This window comes from Paenibacillus sp. FSL H7-689 (assembly GCF_000517905.1).
GTDB classification, from domain to species: Bacteria; Bacillota; Bacilli; order Paenibacillales; family Paenibacillaceae; genus Paenibacillus; species Paenibacillus amylolyticus.
This window is the reverse complement of record NZ_ASPU01000054.1, coordinates 105,606-122,019: the sequence shown is the minus strand read 5'-3', so window position 1 is coordinate 122,019 and position 16,414 is coordinate 105,606. Positions and strand designations below refer to the sequence as shown.

The window sequence follows — 16,414 nt, the reverse complement described above, 5'->3', positions numbered from 1 at the left end:
CGACAGGAGAGGTTATTAATATGATATCGAAAGCAAAAATGCAATCGTACAAAGAGCAGTTCGATGATCAGGGATTTGTAATTATTAAAGGCCTATATGAGTTTAATGAAATTGATGAGATACGTGATAGTTTTAAGTCAATCGACTTCTCGAAAAAGGGCGGACCGAATGCCGATATTTTCAGCTCCTATCCAAGAGTAATGGAACCACATAAAAACAATACGGTTGCTTTTAAGTATATGGTCCACTCCAGGGTGAATACCATTTTAAAAAGCTTGTTTCTGGAGGAAGCCCTTGCCTGCCACAGCATGTTTTATTATAAGCCCCCGGGAGCTTTGGGACAGGCACTGCACCAGGATAATTTTTATTTGAAGATGGAGCCTGACCCTTGCATTGGAGTATGGGTGGCATTGGACGATTCCGATGCGGAGAACGGCGCACTCGTGGTTGTTCCTACATCTCACCGCACGCAGATACAGTGCCCTCATTTATCGGACCCTAACTTATCATTTACGAAAGAGGAAGTAGATGTGCCAGAGGGCATGGAGATTGTAACCGTAGAGCTGAGGACAGGCGATGCTATCTTTTTTAGTGGGAATATAATTCACGGGTCTTATCCTAATCGCTCCAATGAACGTTTTCGTAGAGCTTTTATAACACATTATGCCTCCATTTCTACGGAAAAAGCCGGAGATGTCTACGCTAGCATGTATACGATGAGCGGCGAGGAAGTGAAAATAGAAAATAACAGTAAGGCGGACCCGTGTGGTAATGAATATGACTAGATTGAAGTGGGAGGACTTATGAAAAAAATACTGGTTATTGGGGGAACTCGCTTTGTTGGTAATCGGCTTGTTGAAAAACTAATATCTGCAGGATATGATGTAACGATTGCTAATCGAGGACTTACAGGTGATTCTTTTGGAGACGGAGTAAAGAGAATCATTATCAATCGTTGGGAGTCTGTATCTATGCAGCAGTTGAAGAATAATGATTGGGATATTGTTGTTGATTTTATCTGTTTTAATGCGATGGATGCATTGGATGCTGTAAGGGCGTTCGCTGGGAATATAGGTAGGTACATTCAAATTTCTTCGCAAGCTGTTTATGAGTTCTCAGATGCTCCGCTAATGGAATCTGATTTTAACTCAGCTAATTTTGAATTGGTTTGGAAGATGCGTTCAGATTATGAGTATGCGGAGGGTAAGAGGTTTGCGGAAGCAGTAATTAATCAAATGGCAGATTTTCCATCGATTTTCGTAAGATTTCCTTATATTCTTGGTAATGATGATTACACGCGACGGCTTGACTTTTATGTTCATCATATCCTGAATAAGATACCTATCAAAGTATCGAATTTTCAATCTGTGATTTCCCTTATTTCTTCAGATGAAGCAGCAAGATTTCTTTTCTGGACGGTAGAGAATGATTCTATAGAAGGAGCAATGAATGCGTGCTCCAACGGCAATATGACTACCAGCCAATTTTTAAATACTGTTGCAGCAGCATGTGGTCATGATTTTGTCTTCTCACCTGAGCATAGCTCAGAACATCAAAAAGGCTCGTATGACAGTGAGCACTCGTGGTGCATGAGTAATACTCTTGCAACAATAAAAGGTTTTAAATTTGATTCTATTAGTGATTGGCTTACTGCTCTAGTGGAGCATTCTCGAAATAATATTCCCAATTAACGCTCTAGTTCCTCCAAACGAAGACTCTTACAAAGCAACTAGTACTCTGAGCATAGCTGTGTGCTAGGCTCTAGGGATGGACGCGCCGCACCAGTGTTGTACTATCACGTCCATCCCTAGAGCGATCATTGCAATAAGTTATTAAACTCTCCCTTTAAGCAGCTCCCACCGATACACATATACAAATAAAAACTCGAATGCCTCCAAATGGCGCTTGGCCTCAAATGCATTGGCGCCCCAGGCGTAAATGCCATGCTTGCGCAGCAGGACGCCGGGTAGGGTTCAGACTGTCCGTAATCTCCGGTACGATGCGTGGAATATCTGCATAGTTGGAGACGATCGGAATATTCGATCTTCGCCTCCTCCTCCCAGGTATTGAACGCCGTGATCAACTCGACACCCTCGACAGGCACCGCTCTACGCTCCCAGAACCATTCAGAGATAACATTGTTGAACACGGTGTGGGTGTGGAAGATAGCGCCGCAGCTGGTAAGACGGTAAATCTCGCAGTGAATCAGCGTCTCTGCGGAAGGCTTCAGCCGCGTATGCTCGAAGGGCTTGCCCTGCTGGTCAACGAACAGGAAATCCTCCGGCGTGCGCAGCGATTTGTCCTTGCCACTTGCAGTGATGGCAAAATGAAACTGCTCCGGGTCAAAGTCGCCCACCTGGATCGACAGATTGCCGCTGGTGCCCGCGAACCAGCCTTTGGCGGCGAACAGCGACTAGATGTCGCTCAGCTCGGCGCCCTCAAAGTCGGTCACGCTGTCGTCAATCAGAATACGCTCATACTGCTCGGAGGGGAAACGGCGCATGACGGTTGTCTTGCACATGCCGCAGTCATTCGTGCACTGGTTATCGCATGGATGGGGCCATGTAATTTGGATGCGTTCGCCTGTAAAGTCACTGCCGTTGCAGTAGATGTGCTCCTTCGGAATCGCAAAGGCGGACACGATGGGGTAGACAAAGAAGTCGATGCCGCCGCTCGTGACATAGAATCCAATCTCCCGTTCCCTGCAGTAGGTCAGCAGCTCAGCAAAGCCATCGCGAATCCGGGCATTATGGATGGCATAGTTCACTACCTCCTCCTGCATGGAGCAGGGGAGGAGGCGGAACATCTCGGCGACTCCCTGACGAATCGACTTGCGCTCGGCTATAACATCGGTCGCAATCTGTTCCCAGCCGTCCGGGTTGAAATGCTTGATGATCGCGATAATATTATCATTGACCATAATCGTCCCGTCAAAGTCGCAAAAGATGACCTGCTTGCGTGATGCGTTGTGATTCATTGCTTCAATCCCCATAGCTCGATTGCCTGCTTCAGCTCTGGATGTCGCTCTGCCCTCTCATGCAGTGATTCACGCGTCATTACCGCCTCGATCGCTTGGCGGAACGCTCGTCCGCCTGCTGCTGTGCCAAGTGGATGACCATGTAGCGCTGCCTTGACCGCCATATTTTCCGCCTTGGGCATCACGACGGAGCCATAGGGGGAAGGGGAATAGCGACAGGTCAGCTCCGGCAATCCGCATCAGCTTGACCAGCAGCAGCGATGCTCATCAGCAGCGGACGATCATGGACGCCTAGCAGCTCGCGTATGCCTGGAGCCCGAACTTGGGGCCTGGGAATGCGGACAGGAGACCGTCGCTGAAGTCGACATCCAGCAGCTTGATCTTGCCGTCCATCGACAGCTTGCCGAAGATGGTGACGAGCAACGCGGGAATGTCGCGGCTGAAGTTGATGTCCGGGTATGTGATCTGAATATCGGCATAGCGCTCGCCAGCAGCATCCGCTTCATGCACCTCGACGCTCTTAACAACGCCCAGATGCTTCTCCATATTTGCCTTTTGCGCCTCCGGTAGATCTGTCCAGCTTCCTACGGTTAGTCCGACAGCGATCGATTGGGCTTTCTTCGCGAAGTCAGCCTTATCGTCAAAGCAGCGGTACGTTGCGGTGCAATAGCCGCTCATGGCTTGACGCCTCCTTCGATCATCGCACCCAGCTCCCCGGCTCGCTCTGCTGCCCTTGCGATGGCCTTGACGAACGATTCACCGACTTGATGGCTGGCTAGCAGCTCCAGCGCAGCCTGCGTGGTGCCGTTCGGGGAGGTCACCTTGCGGCGCAGCTCCGCTGCTCCTCGCCGGTGGACTGTACCATATGGGCAGCGCCCAGCACCGTCTGCACGGTCAGGATGCGCGCGGCTTCATCGCCCAGACCAAGCTGCCTTCCAGCCTAGATCATGGATTCCATCAAGTAGTACACATAGGCCGGGCCTGTGCCGGATAAGCCTGTAACAGCATCGAGAAGCTGCTCCTCGCCGACGATGGCCGTAATGCCGACCTAACGGAAAATTTCCTCCGACAGCTTGCGTAGATGCTCGGTTACCTTGGTGGAGAAGCAGAGGCCGGTTGCGCCTAGGCCAATCGTGCTGGAGGTGTTCGGCATCGTGCGCACAACAGGCACATCAATCTCCAGCAGCCGTTCGATTATGCGAATCGACAGCCCCGCTACAAGCGATACGACGAGCTAATGCGGCTGAATGAACTGCTTGAGGTGTCGAAGCGCCGCTTCGGCATCCTTCGGCTTCATGGTGAGTAAGATCAGATCGGCCTGCTTCAAGCTGCTCTGCTTCGCCTCCTCCGTGAATGGAGTAATGACATGATAGCGTTCATGCAGCTCCTTCAGACGTTCCTGATCTTGGCGGTTAACCATGGCGATCTGACCAGGCATCGTAAGCCTGCGGTCCAGCAGTCCAGGGACGATCGCTTCGGTCATCGAGCCCGCGCCGAAGAAGGATAGGCTTCTAGGACATGTGTTTTTTGGAGATGAAGTGTCTACCTATGTTGAAGGATTGCTTCGTGAAAATGATGACATAGAACAAATTGAAAAGTTCTTCAATTTTTTTGAATGGATGGCGACTCAAACGAGTCTTTATATCGTACAAGTGTTATTTACTACAATATTGTATAATCTTGGTAGGCATACGGATATTCTTAAAAAAGTTATATGAAGCCATATACTAAAAAACTCTCTCAAGAAATAGAAGATTTAAATTCAGGGAAATACTTTTCATAAAATAATCGACTGGAGTTTATTTGGTATTTTTTGTTTAATTGCAGATCAACGTGATTTTAATCATTGGGGAATTCTGATGGATTCCCTTCTTTTTAGGTAATATATACAGAAATTTAAGGATACATGTACGACAAGCAACCAAGTAAATAGTATTGGAACAAGTCATCATCAAATACATACAGAGGACAAGTATCAGAATAATCAGACCTTGGGGATGGTAGTGTAGCATGTATCTAGCTTCATGTCTGGTGTGAAGGTGAAGGAGTGTCGACTTGGATTAAATTTATATGGATTGCAACTACATTAATTAATTTATCAGTACTTATTTGGTTTTTAGTTGGGGCAACGTCTTATTTTCAAAGATCACTAGATGTGGTTGGTATGTGGATCATGCTTTTCTATGGAATACCTTCTCTTATTGTTAATATGATTTTGATTGTAATTCTCATGAATAAATGGAATTATAAGTTAAGTGTAAGTACCATGATTGTGGGGGGGAGTGTTTATCTTTATACTGTTGTTCTGTACTCCGGCTTTTGTGACTGCATTACAAAATACGGTGAAATCATATCAAGCAGAAAGTGATCCGGTTAGTTACACATTTGATCTGAAATACCAGTACAATATCGAATTAATCAACATGTCACAGAGAAATAATCAGGTTAATTTAATTGTGAAAGATGTTTCTGGTGAAGCTGAAAAGAAAGTCATTCCATTAGATCTGGACACTGAAGAGATAATAGCTTTAACCACTGGACCGGGATCCAATTGGCAGTGGGCTTTATTAGAACCTACAAAAAACTGAATTATATAAGCTCACCACTACCGAAAAGTTAGGCATGGATAAGGTCTATATGATTGATATTGTAGAAGGGTCTTCGCAAGAAATTAAGTGAGCAGACAAACAGCATTTGAATTGCTCCCTGTTTGGTGATGTCCAAGTTTTAAGCTAATCAATATTTTGAATGATTTGTTTTAATCGCTCTGCAGAGAATTGAAACATCTCAAAAAATATTAATTCGCTAACAACAATAAATTGATGATGCGTTCTTTAATTTTTGATGAACAAGCCAGTCCGGTAGTGGGCTGGCTTGTTCATTTTTGTAGTTCTTTTTGAAGCACCACGATAAAAAAATACCCTTCAAATTGGAATTATAAAACTTTGCTGAAGAATGAAAAAGTCTAAATTATAACGGTTGATTAAAGGATGAATCAGCATGGTAAGGATTATTATTTCACCTGCTAGCGAGGAGAGCTGAACTCAATCGATGTGGAAGTGTAACGATGTAATCGCCGAACAGAACGTGGAGCGGATTCAGAATATGAATATAAAAGCAAATCTGACACCAGCAATCTATGCCTATGAGGGCATTCAGTATCAGTATATGGCTCCAGGTGTTTTTCAAAATGAGGAACTGGCGTATCTTCAGCAGCATTTACGCATATTATCCGTTTTTTATGGCATGTTACGGCCTTTGGATGGGGTTACCCCTTATCGGTTGGAGATGCAGGGCAAGTTGCAAGGTCCAGGCTTCAAATCGCTCTATCAATTCTGGGGTAGCAAACTCGCAGATCAGCTTCAATCAGAAAGCAACTACATCCTAAATCTGGCTTCCAAAGAGTATAGCAAAAATATTTTGCCTTTTCTGAGTGAGGAAACCCGGTTCATTACATGTGTATTCGGACAAATGGTCAATGGGAAGCTTGTTGAAAAGGCAACCTGGGCCAAGATGGCCAGAGGTGAGATGGTACGGTACCTGGCAGAGCGTAAGATTACAGATGTGGAAGATGTAAGAAACTTTGATCGGTTGAATTTCGCTTTTTCAGAAGAAAGATCCGATGAGAGTACTTATGTATTCATACAAGCAGAGGGCAAGTAGCCTGCTGTGCAACGGTGGGTTCCTATACAAAGTCGGCCCTTTAAGGTCACAATGAGAAAAGACGCAGGGGATGTATATCCCTGCGCCTGATCAAGAATTAAATCCATGTCCAAAGCTGATGAGCTTTTGGGCTTATTTCCCGTATTCCTCAGGATAGAACCAGGATAGCCAATTCCTCCAATATTCATATTACATCCTTCCTGTTAACGAACATTAATCCAAGCGGTCCACTGTGTTGGAATATTAATGGAATAGACCGTTCCTACAAATTGTCCGCCTGTAGTAGGCGCTTCATAAACCCAAGAATAGGCCCAAGCATCTACGACACGGTCACCGTCCAGATCAATAGCTTCAGACCAGTTGTTAGTCATTGTATTGCCGGCGAGTGTGCCGTAGTGACTGCTGTCATAACCGATCTGGAAAGTAATACACTGAATCCAAGCCCCACCATGATCATTGGTCGTGGAGAGCGGGTTGTTATTGAAGCCGTAAATTTCTTGGCCGCCATTCGGAGATACGACACCATATACATTAATGTGAGATACTTTCGGAGCAGGCGCAAACAGAACTGGACCACCCGCATTATCTGCCTTCTGCGATTCAAATTCAGCCTTAGCCGCTTTCACAGCTTCACGGAATTCTTTGGAATTAATAATTTCTTCCTTTGTCATAGGTTTGGCTTGAGTCACATCACCGTCTGCATAGGCAGCTACATTAAATGAAAGCATTAGAACAAGAATAAGAGCTAAACTAATCAATTTTCTCATAGCAATAAATTCCACCTTTCTTGATATGGGTATTCTTTTACAAAAACATGTGGTTACGACAAATAGACCTGCTTGCAGCTTAAAGCCTCTTGCCCTCCTCTCTTATGAAAATGGTTCTTCCCTTTTTTCTTTACTGAAAAAGAAATTAAGGAGGTAGAACTCTACAGGCTAGAAAACTCTATGAAGTAGGAATGTATATGTAAAATGAATGCCTGCCAATGATTATGTGTTGCAGACAAAATGTAAAACTCATTTATACGCATTGATATCTTAGTTATGATAGGCTCTGATACCCATCTTGATAATATAAGATTCCAAAATAAATATTTAAATTGTAATATATTCCATTTATACAAACATATAGTACACCTAATCATCCGCACGAGTCAAGTTTCTTCATTAATACTATGATTTGTTAAAGTTTTCGGCTTGTCGTAGTAAAATGCCACAGTATCCTGTAGTCGTAAAAGGAAAACCCTCTGGAACATGTATACACCTACATAGAGATCGTATGGGGCTGAGGGACGGATATAAATCATTCTGAGCGTGGATTCATGCAGTGAAATCAGGAGGTTAGCAGGATATAATTGCCATTAAATTTCTGCTAACATAGTTTTATCATATATTAGATGAGCGGTGAAAATGGATGAATACCATTAAAGTTACCCCTGAACAGTTACATCACGTATCGAATCAGGTGGATCAGGCGAGACAACAATTGGAACATATACGGGAGGATCTCACAAGACAGATCATGTTCCTTCAGCAGATGTGGCTAGGTGTGACGCAGGAGCGTTTTTATGATGAGTTTGTACGGTCACGTCCTTTATTGCAGAGGGCGCTGGAAAGTATGGTGAACACCTCTAAGGAATTAAAGGATATTGCCACGCGATTTGAGAATGTCGATGCTGAAAAAGTGAGTCTTGGCAGTGCTGTTGGTGCTCTAGGTGCGGGAGTAATGATGGAGACCTCAAGATATTATGCCGGTTCGGATGATAAGGGCTACCGGATGGCACAAGTCAATATGTTTGGGAAGCTGATGTGGATGCCTGTGAATGAGAATGGTGTTACGGATCAGGCAGCCCTTCAGGCATATAAGAAGGATCAGGGGCATTTGGATTTTAATCGGATGCAAGCTACGGATGCTGAAGCGCCAGGGGAAGATATTTATGCGATGCAGATCAAAGCTTTTGAAAATGGAATTCATCCCTTCACAGGCGAGCCTGTATCCGATAAATATGCTCAGATGATGTTGACTTCTCTGAAGTTCAGTCAGCTATTTATGGCATTTCAGATGGTTCGCGGGAGTATGCCGGGTGGCAAAGGGCCGTTTCGCGTACCTTCTTCTCATCCAGCTGTGGCGAAGATTAAAAAGAATATGGAAGCGGCTGAAGCGAGGAAAGCGAATGAGCAAAAGAGGGCTACTGAGAGTAAGGGGCAAGGTAATGGGTCTAACCTTTATGACAAGGACGGAAAATATACGGGAGGTAGAACACAAAAGGAATTGGATGTTTTGGCAGGCGATCCTTCACATGGCGGAAAAATTAGAGATCAAGGTTTGAAAGAAAGAGAGATAGGACTAGATTTAGAGCAACAAGGTAAATTAGGAAAGATCATGCGTGATCCTGAAGAAAATAAAGGCGCTGAATTTATTGACGTCACTACTGGTCAAAAGTGGGACGTGAAAAGTTTTGAGTCTTATCCTCATGGTCATACGTCACCGAGAAAGGGAGCATTTACAGTCGTAAAATCTATGGATAAAATAAACGAGGAGTTTGATCGTGGTCATAATGTTGTTATTGATACACGGGAGTTAGTTCCTGAACATATCAAGCAGCTAAAAGAGGCAGTAAAAGATGCGGGAGTTACAGAACGAATCATCTGGTATCCATAATAAAGGTGGTGTAGTAATGAAATCAACTAACCAACAAGAACTGATAGAGCAATTAAATTCACATCGAGTGTGGATTGAAACCATTGGAGAAAAGGGTGAAAAATTAGGTGTAGATGAAATAGACTTTCGTCATGTCGATTTATCGGGATATCCTTTGGATCAAGCTTATTTGACCGAATGTGCATTTGATGGCATGAATTTGGAACATATGGACATGTCATCATCGTTGTTATGTTCATCCAGCTTTACTAACACCAACGTAGTAAATGCTGATTTCTATAAGGCAGATTTGTCTTATGCCGATTTTACAGATGCCGATGCCCAAGGTGCAAGGTTTGCCAAAGCGGATCTTTCTGAGTCGATCTTTACAAATGCGAATTTGTCAAATGCAAAGCTAATTTCCAGCTCCCTGTACCTTACAGATTTTCGAGATGCTAATATGAATCAGGTAGATGTCAGTTCAGCGTCGTTTAAAGGAACTTTGTTGCACGGTGCTAACTTAACAGGGCTTAGGGGAATAGAAGAAGCTTTTATAAAAAGCATCAATATCGGAACGCCAGAAGAACCAAATATTCTGGTGGGTGAAGAAGCTATAAAGTGGTTGCAGGACAAAAGTTTGAGTAAGGAATAGATTCTATGCTCAACTTGCCTGTAATGTGGTCTCACCAGATAAACTGCAATTCGGAATAGGGAGAAATGAAAATGGGGACTTCAGCTGTTATTTTAGCAAAGAAAGATAAATATTCTCCAGAGCAGCTTCTAGCTGATACTATTGTTGCAGCTTTTCATTCGGACGCAGCTCTTTATTTCTATAACAATAAAACATATACAAATGAAGGAGAATTTTTGTATACAACGCTGAATATTAATCATAAGTCATTTACAGGGGACAATGAATCTTCATTGATTTTCCATATTCACAGCATTAGTAGCCCAAGCACTGAATTTTATTATCACGAAGATTTAGGTTTAGATCCTAACGAATCACTATGCCAGGTCGGGCACATTGAGGATATCTATGATAATCAAGAGTTAATACTTCATTTTATTTATGAATATCTCAAGCTGAATCCTGATGATTATTTTTGGATTGCATACAATGATTGGGTATACAGCCGGGAGGACATACAAAAACTGAAATCTTTACCGTATAACCCGGATTGGTGTTATAAAAATCCCAAAGACTAACTTCTAAATGATGACAAAGGGAACATAAAGCATTTTGATCCTGCATTCCGATTAATATTAAGGAAGAGATAATTGATGTACAAAATACTGACAACAAAAACTGAAATAGATCAATTAGTCGAATCTTATTTCTGGATTATTGATTTTCCCAGAGCATTAAAATACTTTGGAGACCATGAGAGACATGGTTGTGGTTCAGGTCCACTGGAAGTACAATTGTCATCCTATCCATGCCAGAAGAGGAAGGGTGCATTGGCGATCAGAAAGTGTGTTTTATTGGGGAGCCTCCAGTATATGATGAAGATGTAATGGCGGTTATAGAATATGATGAATTTTATAACTACTTAGAAATTTGCAGTGAGAGATACCTTCAGGAACACCCAAAAGAAAAAGAGAAAATTTTCAATTTATTAGACGGCGTGAGAAATAGACTGAATTTAATGAAGAGAACGGACGATAACCTTGACTATACAAAAGAAAGTGGAAGAGCTGCATCAGTTGATTGACCAGGATTGGTCGAAATTTAATCAGCCAGAATTAAAAACAACGAGAGAGAACGTAGACTCTCTGTCCATTCAACTCATATCCGAGATAGATCATACGAACGACTCCGATCATTTATTAGAAGCGATAAAATGTTGAGCTTACTCATTTCTTTCTACCGATCCCTTGTGTGATGATGATGTATCAAAGATTGATTCTGTTGAATCCAACTACCCGGTCCTACTATGAATGGTTCACAGATTACCTTTTACAGTATGGTCCTGATTGGCAGGAAGAGGCGAATGTTTTAACTGAACTTTACACGAGTGAAGATTTTCAAAATCCGCAATTTTGGACAAAAAATTGAGCGTGTTAAGAATTCGGAAGTAAATAAATACCCAGACGTCATCTCACCTTGTTACATTAAAATAACATAGTACCCGTAGGCGTTAAATTTAAGATAACCCATTGGGACATGAATACTCCTAAAGAGGTAAACAATGGATTTGGAGACCATAGGAGGGAATCTAATGGCTTCATTTGTATTATTATTGAAAGATTAAGAATATGATGAGAAGGTTATCTATTATTTTTGCCCCAATGAACAAGTTATGGGAAAGATTGAACTAAATAAAAAGAAGGAAACCATTCAAGAAGTGGAGCTAGTAGTAAACGCCAACCACGAATCGAAGTTTTATTTCGATAGAGCGGCTCAAAGGTTGGCAAGATGTCTGTATAGTGAAGATGGACAATATCCAGATAGAACAACATTTGAATCGTAAGAGAAATGCAAGGCCTCGGCTGGTTATCTCACTTTCGGGGGGTTATTTTTTGATGGGATTGGGTTGATCTACAGAGTTGTTGGTGAGTTAGCTACTTAGTCCTCTGAAAATAAGGCGAAAATTCATGAGGCTGTTAGTAGATAGATATAACACTTCAAAAAGCGATAATGAAATAGAATATCAAAATTTAAAATAAGAACCCTTACAGCAACATGAGGATGGTTCCTACTTGGGACAAATCATGGGTGAAATAAAATTAATCCAAAATTAGTTGAGAGAAGAGCTCTGTAGGAGCTCTCCTCTCAACAATATTGTCTCTAATTAAGACTAATTTTCTCTATGGGAGAATTTTGGTGTAGCAATCACATCAAGAATTTCTTTGAAATTTGAAACTGTTTCATCCGAGAGTATTGTAATCTCGTTATTATGCATACGCTCATTAAATTTCTTTGAGACTAAAACCTTATCAAATTTGTTCGTATCTAATGTATCAAGAATAATTTCACTAAAATCTTTTTGCGAAAACATATCTTCAATTACTGAGGTATTCTTGCTTTTTACCGGCGTAAATAGTATTTTATTTTCGTCAATACCACACTCAGCCTTCAATTTCTTTTCAGTTTGCCTCCCTGCCTTATCATTATCTAATAAAATAAAGTATTCCGTTTCAGAATCAACTAATAATGTAAGAACATTAATTATTTGTGCAGAGCCTAAACACGGATATATTTTAAAATTTTTAATTTTTATTCCCAATATTTCCTGAAAATAATATCGCATTGCTTCTAGGTAATAATAATCTGAATAGCCCTCAACCAAAATTAATCTTTCTCCAAAAGTACTGATGTCATTGTTCAACCCCAAGCCTATTGCTGAGAAAATAGGCTTCATGGTGTAAGCATCAGCCCCTTTATGGATTTTGTTTTCTACTTGAGTCTGATCATTCACTTTTAGGACTAATCTGATTCTTTCTAATCTGTTGGGGTCCATCAACCAATGGCTATGTGTGGAAATAACGATGGGACTTTTATCAGAAAGGTTATTAAGCATACCTAAAAGGTCTTCTTGAGCTGAAGCATGTAAATATAAACCTGGTTCGTCAATTAGTAAGACGCTGCCTGTTTTCATTTCCGCCTGAAGCGTCAAATAAAAGGATAGGAACCATTGTAAACCTTGACTTCTCTGTCTTGGCTGAAATGGTTTCTGGGTATCTGTTCCATATACAAAAAAGTTAAGGTCGTCACCGTCTAAGTTAATTTTAAGAGAAACGCTGTCTTGAGAGTAGTAATCCATAAAGTCACCCGAAATCCCTGCCGATATCTTGTCAGATAAAAGTCTCCTTCTCTGAGGGTTGGACTCATCGAACAAAAGTTTCGGATTTTGATTAACGACTTTGAAGAACCTGTTTACAATAGGGGTTATTTCTTCATTGCTTGAAATTGAATCGGGAATAATATCTTCAAAAGAACTAAAATATATAAAATTAGGGATCGTTGCTTTAAATTTTTTGTCAGAGATATAATCAGAAAATCCATTCAACATCTCTAAATGCGAAACAACTTCCTCAATTATTGAATTTAACTTGTTAGATTGTTCTTCATTAAAAAATTCTTTGATAGTTAAGAGGTAACTATCAATTTTTTCAATTAAATCAGACAGCAAATAAGATGATTTAGAATTTATATCAAGTTTAAACGTTCTTTTGAGTTCTCTATTGATTACTTTAATAGCCTCACCTACTGCATCAATAACATACTCAAGGGTGTCTTTAAAGATGTCTACTTCAATTGATTCTAAAAATTCAGATGTTCTAGTTACTGTAACACCACTAATTTTGTGTGCATTTTCTTTATTTATTTTAAGTGTATCGCAAAGGTCAATCACTATATCTTCTTCTAATTGATAATGAACAATAACTTCTGGATATTCTTCTTCTATGTAGTCAATAGGGAAATCAGTATCTTTATTAAATTTATCAAGAGAAAAACATTCCAAAGCTTTCAAAATATTGGATTTTCCTGATTCGTTTTTACCAGCGAGAATTGTTAAATTGGGATTAAAATATATTTTTCCAGAGTCCTTAATTGATCTGAAGTTTTTAATTTGAGTCCACACTAATTTCACTTAAAATGCCCCCAATTGTTATAATTTCCATAAAGTCATTATATCTTTATCTTGTATCTAATACTACAAGTTAATTACAAGACTTCATCTAATAAAAAAAATCCAACTTCTCTGTAACTAAACTTTAATTCATCTCCAAATCGTTAGTGCCTTGCCAAGGAAATTTTGTTTTTAATCTTTACTTAGCGGATTTCCCGCTAAATTCCCATCTAACCTCATCCCTTGAGTTACAATCTTCCTGAGGTGACCTTACCATGAAGGATAACATGTCAAACCTTATCGAGGATTTGTTTCACGGAAACCTGCGGTTGGACGAGTCGATTCATCCTGAGCAAGAAGAGTATCAGGAGATCAATCGCCAGATATCGGACCTGATGCAGGACTACAAAACACAGCTTAGCGAGAACGAATACGATGCTTTGGAACAACTGATCGACTTGATCGGACAGTCCACATCCATGTATGTGGAAGCAGCGTTTGAGCAAGGTTTTCGCACAGGCGGCAGACTGATGATTGAGGTTTTAGCTAAACCGTGAGTATTTACCTACTTCATAAGCCAGCGGCAGACAATACACAACAATTCAAAAATCCCCTCCTCCATTACCACCTATCAGGCTGGCATGGGGGAGGGGATTTTGCTTTTAAATTATTTTTTTATTTTATTACCTACCACTTACCGCGCACCAATATTCTTACCCGCTGGTGTACCCGAGCCAATCAGATCACTACCACCCGCAAGCTTGAGGAAATTGCCCAGGACAGGCGTTCCATCTGCGCTACGTGTTACTGAAGGGACGAGGGAGACAAAGTCGGCTGCGCTGGCGAGCAGGCCTTTGGCGTTCTCACTTTTTTTGTTCTTCCACCAGACGTTGGTGCTGCTGACGTCGGTTCCGCTTGTTTTGTCACTGGCGCCGCCTTGGAAGGACAGGTTGTTGGTGAAGATGTGGGTGCCTACATCAAAGGCAAAGTTGCTTTGCCCATTGTTCCAGGAGGTGTTATTTTTCATCTGGATCGAACCGGGATTGCTGTTGTAGGTGAAGCCATGCTTTTTATTATTAAACGCAATGCTGTTCTCAACGATATGATTCACTGCAATCTTCTCGCCGCCTAGCTTGAAGCCGTTACCATCACTGTTGGAGGTAGAAGTGCCGTCTGCGGTTGCGCCATTGGCGTAGGCGATGCTGTTGCGGATCGTGACCGCGCCGATGGCGCCTGTGTCCGTTTTGCTATACAGATCCCAACCATCGTCCACGTTATAGGCCGCAATACAACCGTCGAAGACATTGCCCGGGCCTACGGTCAGTTTGGCCGCAAAACCGTCGGCATCCTCGCCGTCATCCGGGTCATAGTTGTTGTGGGAGTAAGAACGAATCACCTCATTATATGCAGGCCATTCACTCTTGGCGGCTGTAGAAGCATAACGTCCCATTTGAATACCCGTATCCCGGTTGTGATGAGCCTCGATCTGCTCCAGGCGGTTGTAGCTGCCTCCGATGAAGATGCCGTTGTCGCCCGCACCCTTCACCTCAAGCCCTTTGACGAACCAGTAGTCTCCGAACATTTGCAGCCCGCGGTTGGTGGAAGCGAAGGCTTGAGCGGAGAAATCAAAGACCGGTTTTTCCGATCCATACGCCACCAGGTTTTTACGTTGGCTCGATGTGCCGCTGTTGCCACGTTCAATGGTAATGGTCTGGGAGAAGTTATAGGTACCGCCGCGTAGATAGATCGTTTTGCCCGGTGCGATCTGGGTCAATGCGTTAGCCAGTGACGTTGGACTGTTGATCGTACCCGGATTGCTGGCTGAGCCGTTAGGAGACACATACAGATCACCCGCAGCAAGTGCGATATTAGAAGTCGCCACCGATTCAGAGGGATTTTGCAAGCTGCTCTCGATCAGTTCTGCTGCACCGGCCGATCCACCACCAATTAATAATAGAGGGAACGCGGCACTCAGACAGATATGGGCCATTTTGGATTTGAGGGAGCGTTCCTTCAGAGAACGTGCAGATCGTGCAGATACATGAGTGGATGTGGATGGGAATAATTTCATTACGTAAGCCTCCTTGGTTAATTGGGAATAGAATGAAGAGCATGTGGTAGCCGTGTACCAGACCGTTACCTATGAGATAGGTCATGCCGGCTGGTTAGATGTAATCTCTAGGACACAGCTTTATGGTAAATGTTGTAAGCGTTATCATCAATAATCATCTGATCAGATGGAGGTACATGCAGGCAGGTCAGGCCTGCAAGCTTCCAATGCCTGTAATATCACGTGAATTATGTAATCTTTCCATTGGGTGATAGCTCTCATTTAACGAAGAATCATCTGAAATGAACGTAGAGAAGTACGCTTTTCCATCCCACGAGCACAAGTCTTACCTTCGATCCACTCATATGAACTTCTTTTAATTTAAAATACATAGCTGCATGCATCCTGAAGTGGAGATTACACTCAAGCTAGTCATGAAAAAGCCCTGATAGCAGCTGCAATTGGCAACTTGACGATCAGGGCTATGTTTAATCCAGAACGTAATCT

General features: G+C 42.3%; 17 protein-coding genes and 3 pseudogenes. 10 read left to right on the top strand and 10 right to left on the bottom strand.

Annotated elements, in window-relative coordinates; all coding sequences use genetic code 11:
* Nucleotides 1–20: 20 nt before the first annotated feature.
* Both C170_RS23060 and C170_RS23055 read left to right on the top strand, forming a co-directional pair.
* Complete coding sequence (locus tag C170_RS23060; protein ID WP_036614501.1) at nucleotides 21–785, top strand: phytanoyl-CoA dioxygenase family protein; 765 nt, start codon at nucleotides 21–23, stop codon at nucleotides 783–785.
* A gap of 18 nt (nucleotides 786–803) precedes the next feature.
* On the top strand, nucleotides 804–1,691 hold the full coding sequence (locus tag C170_RS23055; protein WP_036614499.1) for an NAD-dependent epimerase/dehydratase family protein: 888 nt from the start codon (nucleotides 804–806) through the stop codon (nucleotides 1,689–1,691).
* A gap of 141 nt (nucleotides 1,692–1,832) precedes the next feature.
* Here the strand turns inward: C170_RS23055 and mtnB are convergent.
* The 7 genes and pseudogenes from mtnB to C170_RS31595 all read right to left on the bottom strand — a co-directional run bounded on the left by mtnB (nucleotide 1,833) and on the right by C170_RS31595 (nucleotide 4,460).
* Nucleotides 1,833–2,410 (bottom strand): annotated as a pseudogene (mtnB, locus tag C170_RS30530) (methylthioribulose 1-phosphate dehydratase).
* A gap of 6 nt (nucleotides 2,411–2,416) precedes the next feature.
* A pseudogene (locus C170_RS30525) lies at nucleotides 2,417–2,977 on the bottom strand (MtnX-like HAD-IB family phosphatase); the annotation flags it as partial.
* A pseudogene (locus C170_RS30520) lies at nucleotides 2,974–3,655 on the bottom strand (RuBisCO large subunit C-terminal-like domain-containing protein). The pseudogenes C170_RS30525 and C170_RS30520, both read right to left, overlap by 4 nt.
* A complete protein-coding gene (locus C170_RS31610; RefSeq protein ID WP_327196660.1) occupies nucleotides 3,652–3,798 on the bottom strand; it encodes a pyrroline-5-carboxylate reductase dimerization domain-containing protein in 147 nt (48 codons plus the stop codon). The pseudogene C170_RS30520 and the gene C170_RS31610 overlap by 4 nt, the downstream one beginning before the upstream one ends.
* A 119-nt stretch (nucleotides 3,799–3,917) precedes the next feature.
* Nucleotides 3,918–4,010, bottom strand: a complete 93-nt coding sequence (locus tag C170_RS31605) for a pyrroline-5-carboxylate reductase dimerization domain-containing protein (protein WP_327196663.1) — start codon at nucleotides 4,008–4,010, stop codon at nucleotides 3,918–3,920.
* A 15-nt stretch (nucleotides 4,011–4,025) separates the two neighbouring features.
* Nucleotides 4,026–4,148: a pyrroline-5-carboxylate reductase family protein gene (locus C170_RS31600; protein WP_327196659.1), complete on the bottom strand. Its 123-nt coding sequence runs from the start codon at nucleotides 4,146–4,148 to the stop codon at nucleotides 4,026–4,028.
* Nucleotides 4,149–4,211: 63 nt separating this feature from the next.
* Nucleotides 4,212–4,460, bottom strand: coding sequence for an NAD(P)-binding domain-containing protein (locus tag C170_RS31595; protein ID WP_327196658.1), 249 nt, complete (start codon nucleotides 4,458–4,460; stop codon nucleotides 4,212–4,214).
* Nucleotides 4,461–4,497: 37 nt separating this feature from the next.
* Here C170_RS31595 and C170_RS31690 point away from each other — a divergent pair, with 37 nt between their 5' ends.
* The 3 genes from C170_RS31690 (at nucleotide 4,498) to yaaA (ending at nucleotide 6,640) form a co-directional block, all read left to right on the top strand.
* Nucleotides 4,498–4,695, top strand: coding sequence for a DUF7674 family protein (locus tag C170_RS31690; protein ID WP_036614493.1), 198 nt, complete (start codon nucleotides 4,498–4,500; stop codon nucleotides 4,693–4,695).
* A 564-nt stretch (nucleotides 4,696–5,259) separates the two neighbouring features.
* Complete coding sequence (locus C170_RS23030; protein ID WP_036614489.1) at nucleotides 5,260–5,565, top strand: hypothetical protein; 306 nt, start codon at nucleotides 5,260–5,262, stop codon at nucleotides 5,563–5,565.
* 463 nt (nucleotides 5,566–6,028) lie between these two features.
* The gene (yaaA, locus tag C170_RS23025; protein ID WP_235200823.1) at nucleotides 6,029–6,640 is read left to right on the top strand and encodes a peroxide stress protein YaaA; all 612 of its coding nucleotides are present in this window, start codon (nucleotides 6,029–6,031) and stop codon (nucleotides 6,638–6,640) included.
* A 203-nt stretch (nucleotides 6,641–6,843) separates the two neighbouring features.
* On the opposite strand, the gene C170_RS23020 is transcribed toward yaaA, so the two are convergent.
* Nucleotides 6,844–7,407: a DUF4879 domain-containing protein gene (locus C170_RS23020; RefSeq protein WP_036614488.1), complete on the bottom strand. Its 564-nt coding sequence runs from the start codon at nucleotides 7,405–7,407 to the stop codon at nucleotides 6,844–6,846.
* A gap of 646 nt (nucleotides 7,408–8,053) precedes the next feature.
* Here C170_RS23020 and C170_RS23015 point away from each other — a divergent pair.
* The 4 genes from C170_RS23015 to cdiI all read left to right on the top strand — a co-directional run bounded on the left by C170_RS23015 (nucleotide 8,054) and on the right by cdiI (nucleotide 10,995).
* On the top strand, nucleotides 8,054–9,301 hold the full coding sequence (locus tag C170_RS23015) for a WXG100 family type VII secretion target (RefSeq protein WP_036614486.1): 1,248 nt from the start codon (nucleotides 8,054–8,056) through the stop codon (nucleotides 9,299–9,301).
* 16 nt (nucleotides 9,302–9,317) lie between these two features.
* A complete protein-coding gene (locus C170_RS23010) occupies nucleotides 9,318–9,932 on the top strand; it encodes a pentapeptide repeat-containing protein (protein WP_051447371.1) in 615 nt (204 codons plus the stop codon).
* 71 nt (nucleotides 9,933–10,003) lie between these two features.
* Nucleotides 10,004–10,489: a hypothetical protein gene (locus C170_RS23005; RefSeq protein WP_036614484.1), complete on the top strand. Its 486-nt coding sequence runs from the start codon at nucleotides 10,004–10,006 to the stop codon at nucleotides 10,487–10,489.
* 188 nt (nucleotides 10,490–10,677) lie between these two features.
* Nucleotides 10,678–10,995, top strand: a complete 318-nt coding sequence (gene cdiI / locus C170_RS23000) for a ribonuclease toxin immunity protein CdiI (protein WP_036614483.1) — start codon at nucleotides 10,678–10,680, stop codon at nucleotides 10,993–10,995.
* 1,086 nt (nucleotides 10,996–12,081) lie between these two features.
* On the opposite strand, the gene C170_RS22990 is transcribed toward cdiI, so the two are convergent.
* Entirely contained in the window at nucleotides 12,082–13,878 is a 1,797-nt protein-coding gene (locus C170_RS22990; RefSeq protein WP_036614482.1) for an ATP-dependent nuclease, read from the bottom strand.
* Between the two features lie 254 nt (nucleotides 13,879–14,132).
* Here C170_RS22990 and C170_RS22985 point away from each other — a divergent pair, with 254 nt between their 5' ends.
* Entirely contained in the window at nucleotides 14,133–14,414 is a 282-nt protein-coding gene (locus C170_RS22985; protein WP_051447362.1) for a DUF6809 family protein, read from the top strand.
* Nucleotides 14,415–14,551: 137 nt separating this feature from the next.
* On the opposite strand, the gene C170_RS22980 is transcribed toward C170_RS22985, so the two are convergent.
* Complete coding sequence (locus C170_RS22980) at nucleotides 14,552–15,928, bottom strand: right-handed parallel beta-helix repeat-containing protein (protein WP_036614480.1); 1,377 nt, start codon at nucleotides 15,926–15,928, stop codon at nucleotides 14,552–14,554.
* Nucleotides 15,929–16,414: the final 486 nt, after the last annotated feature.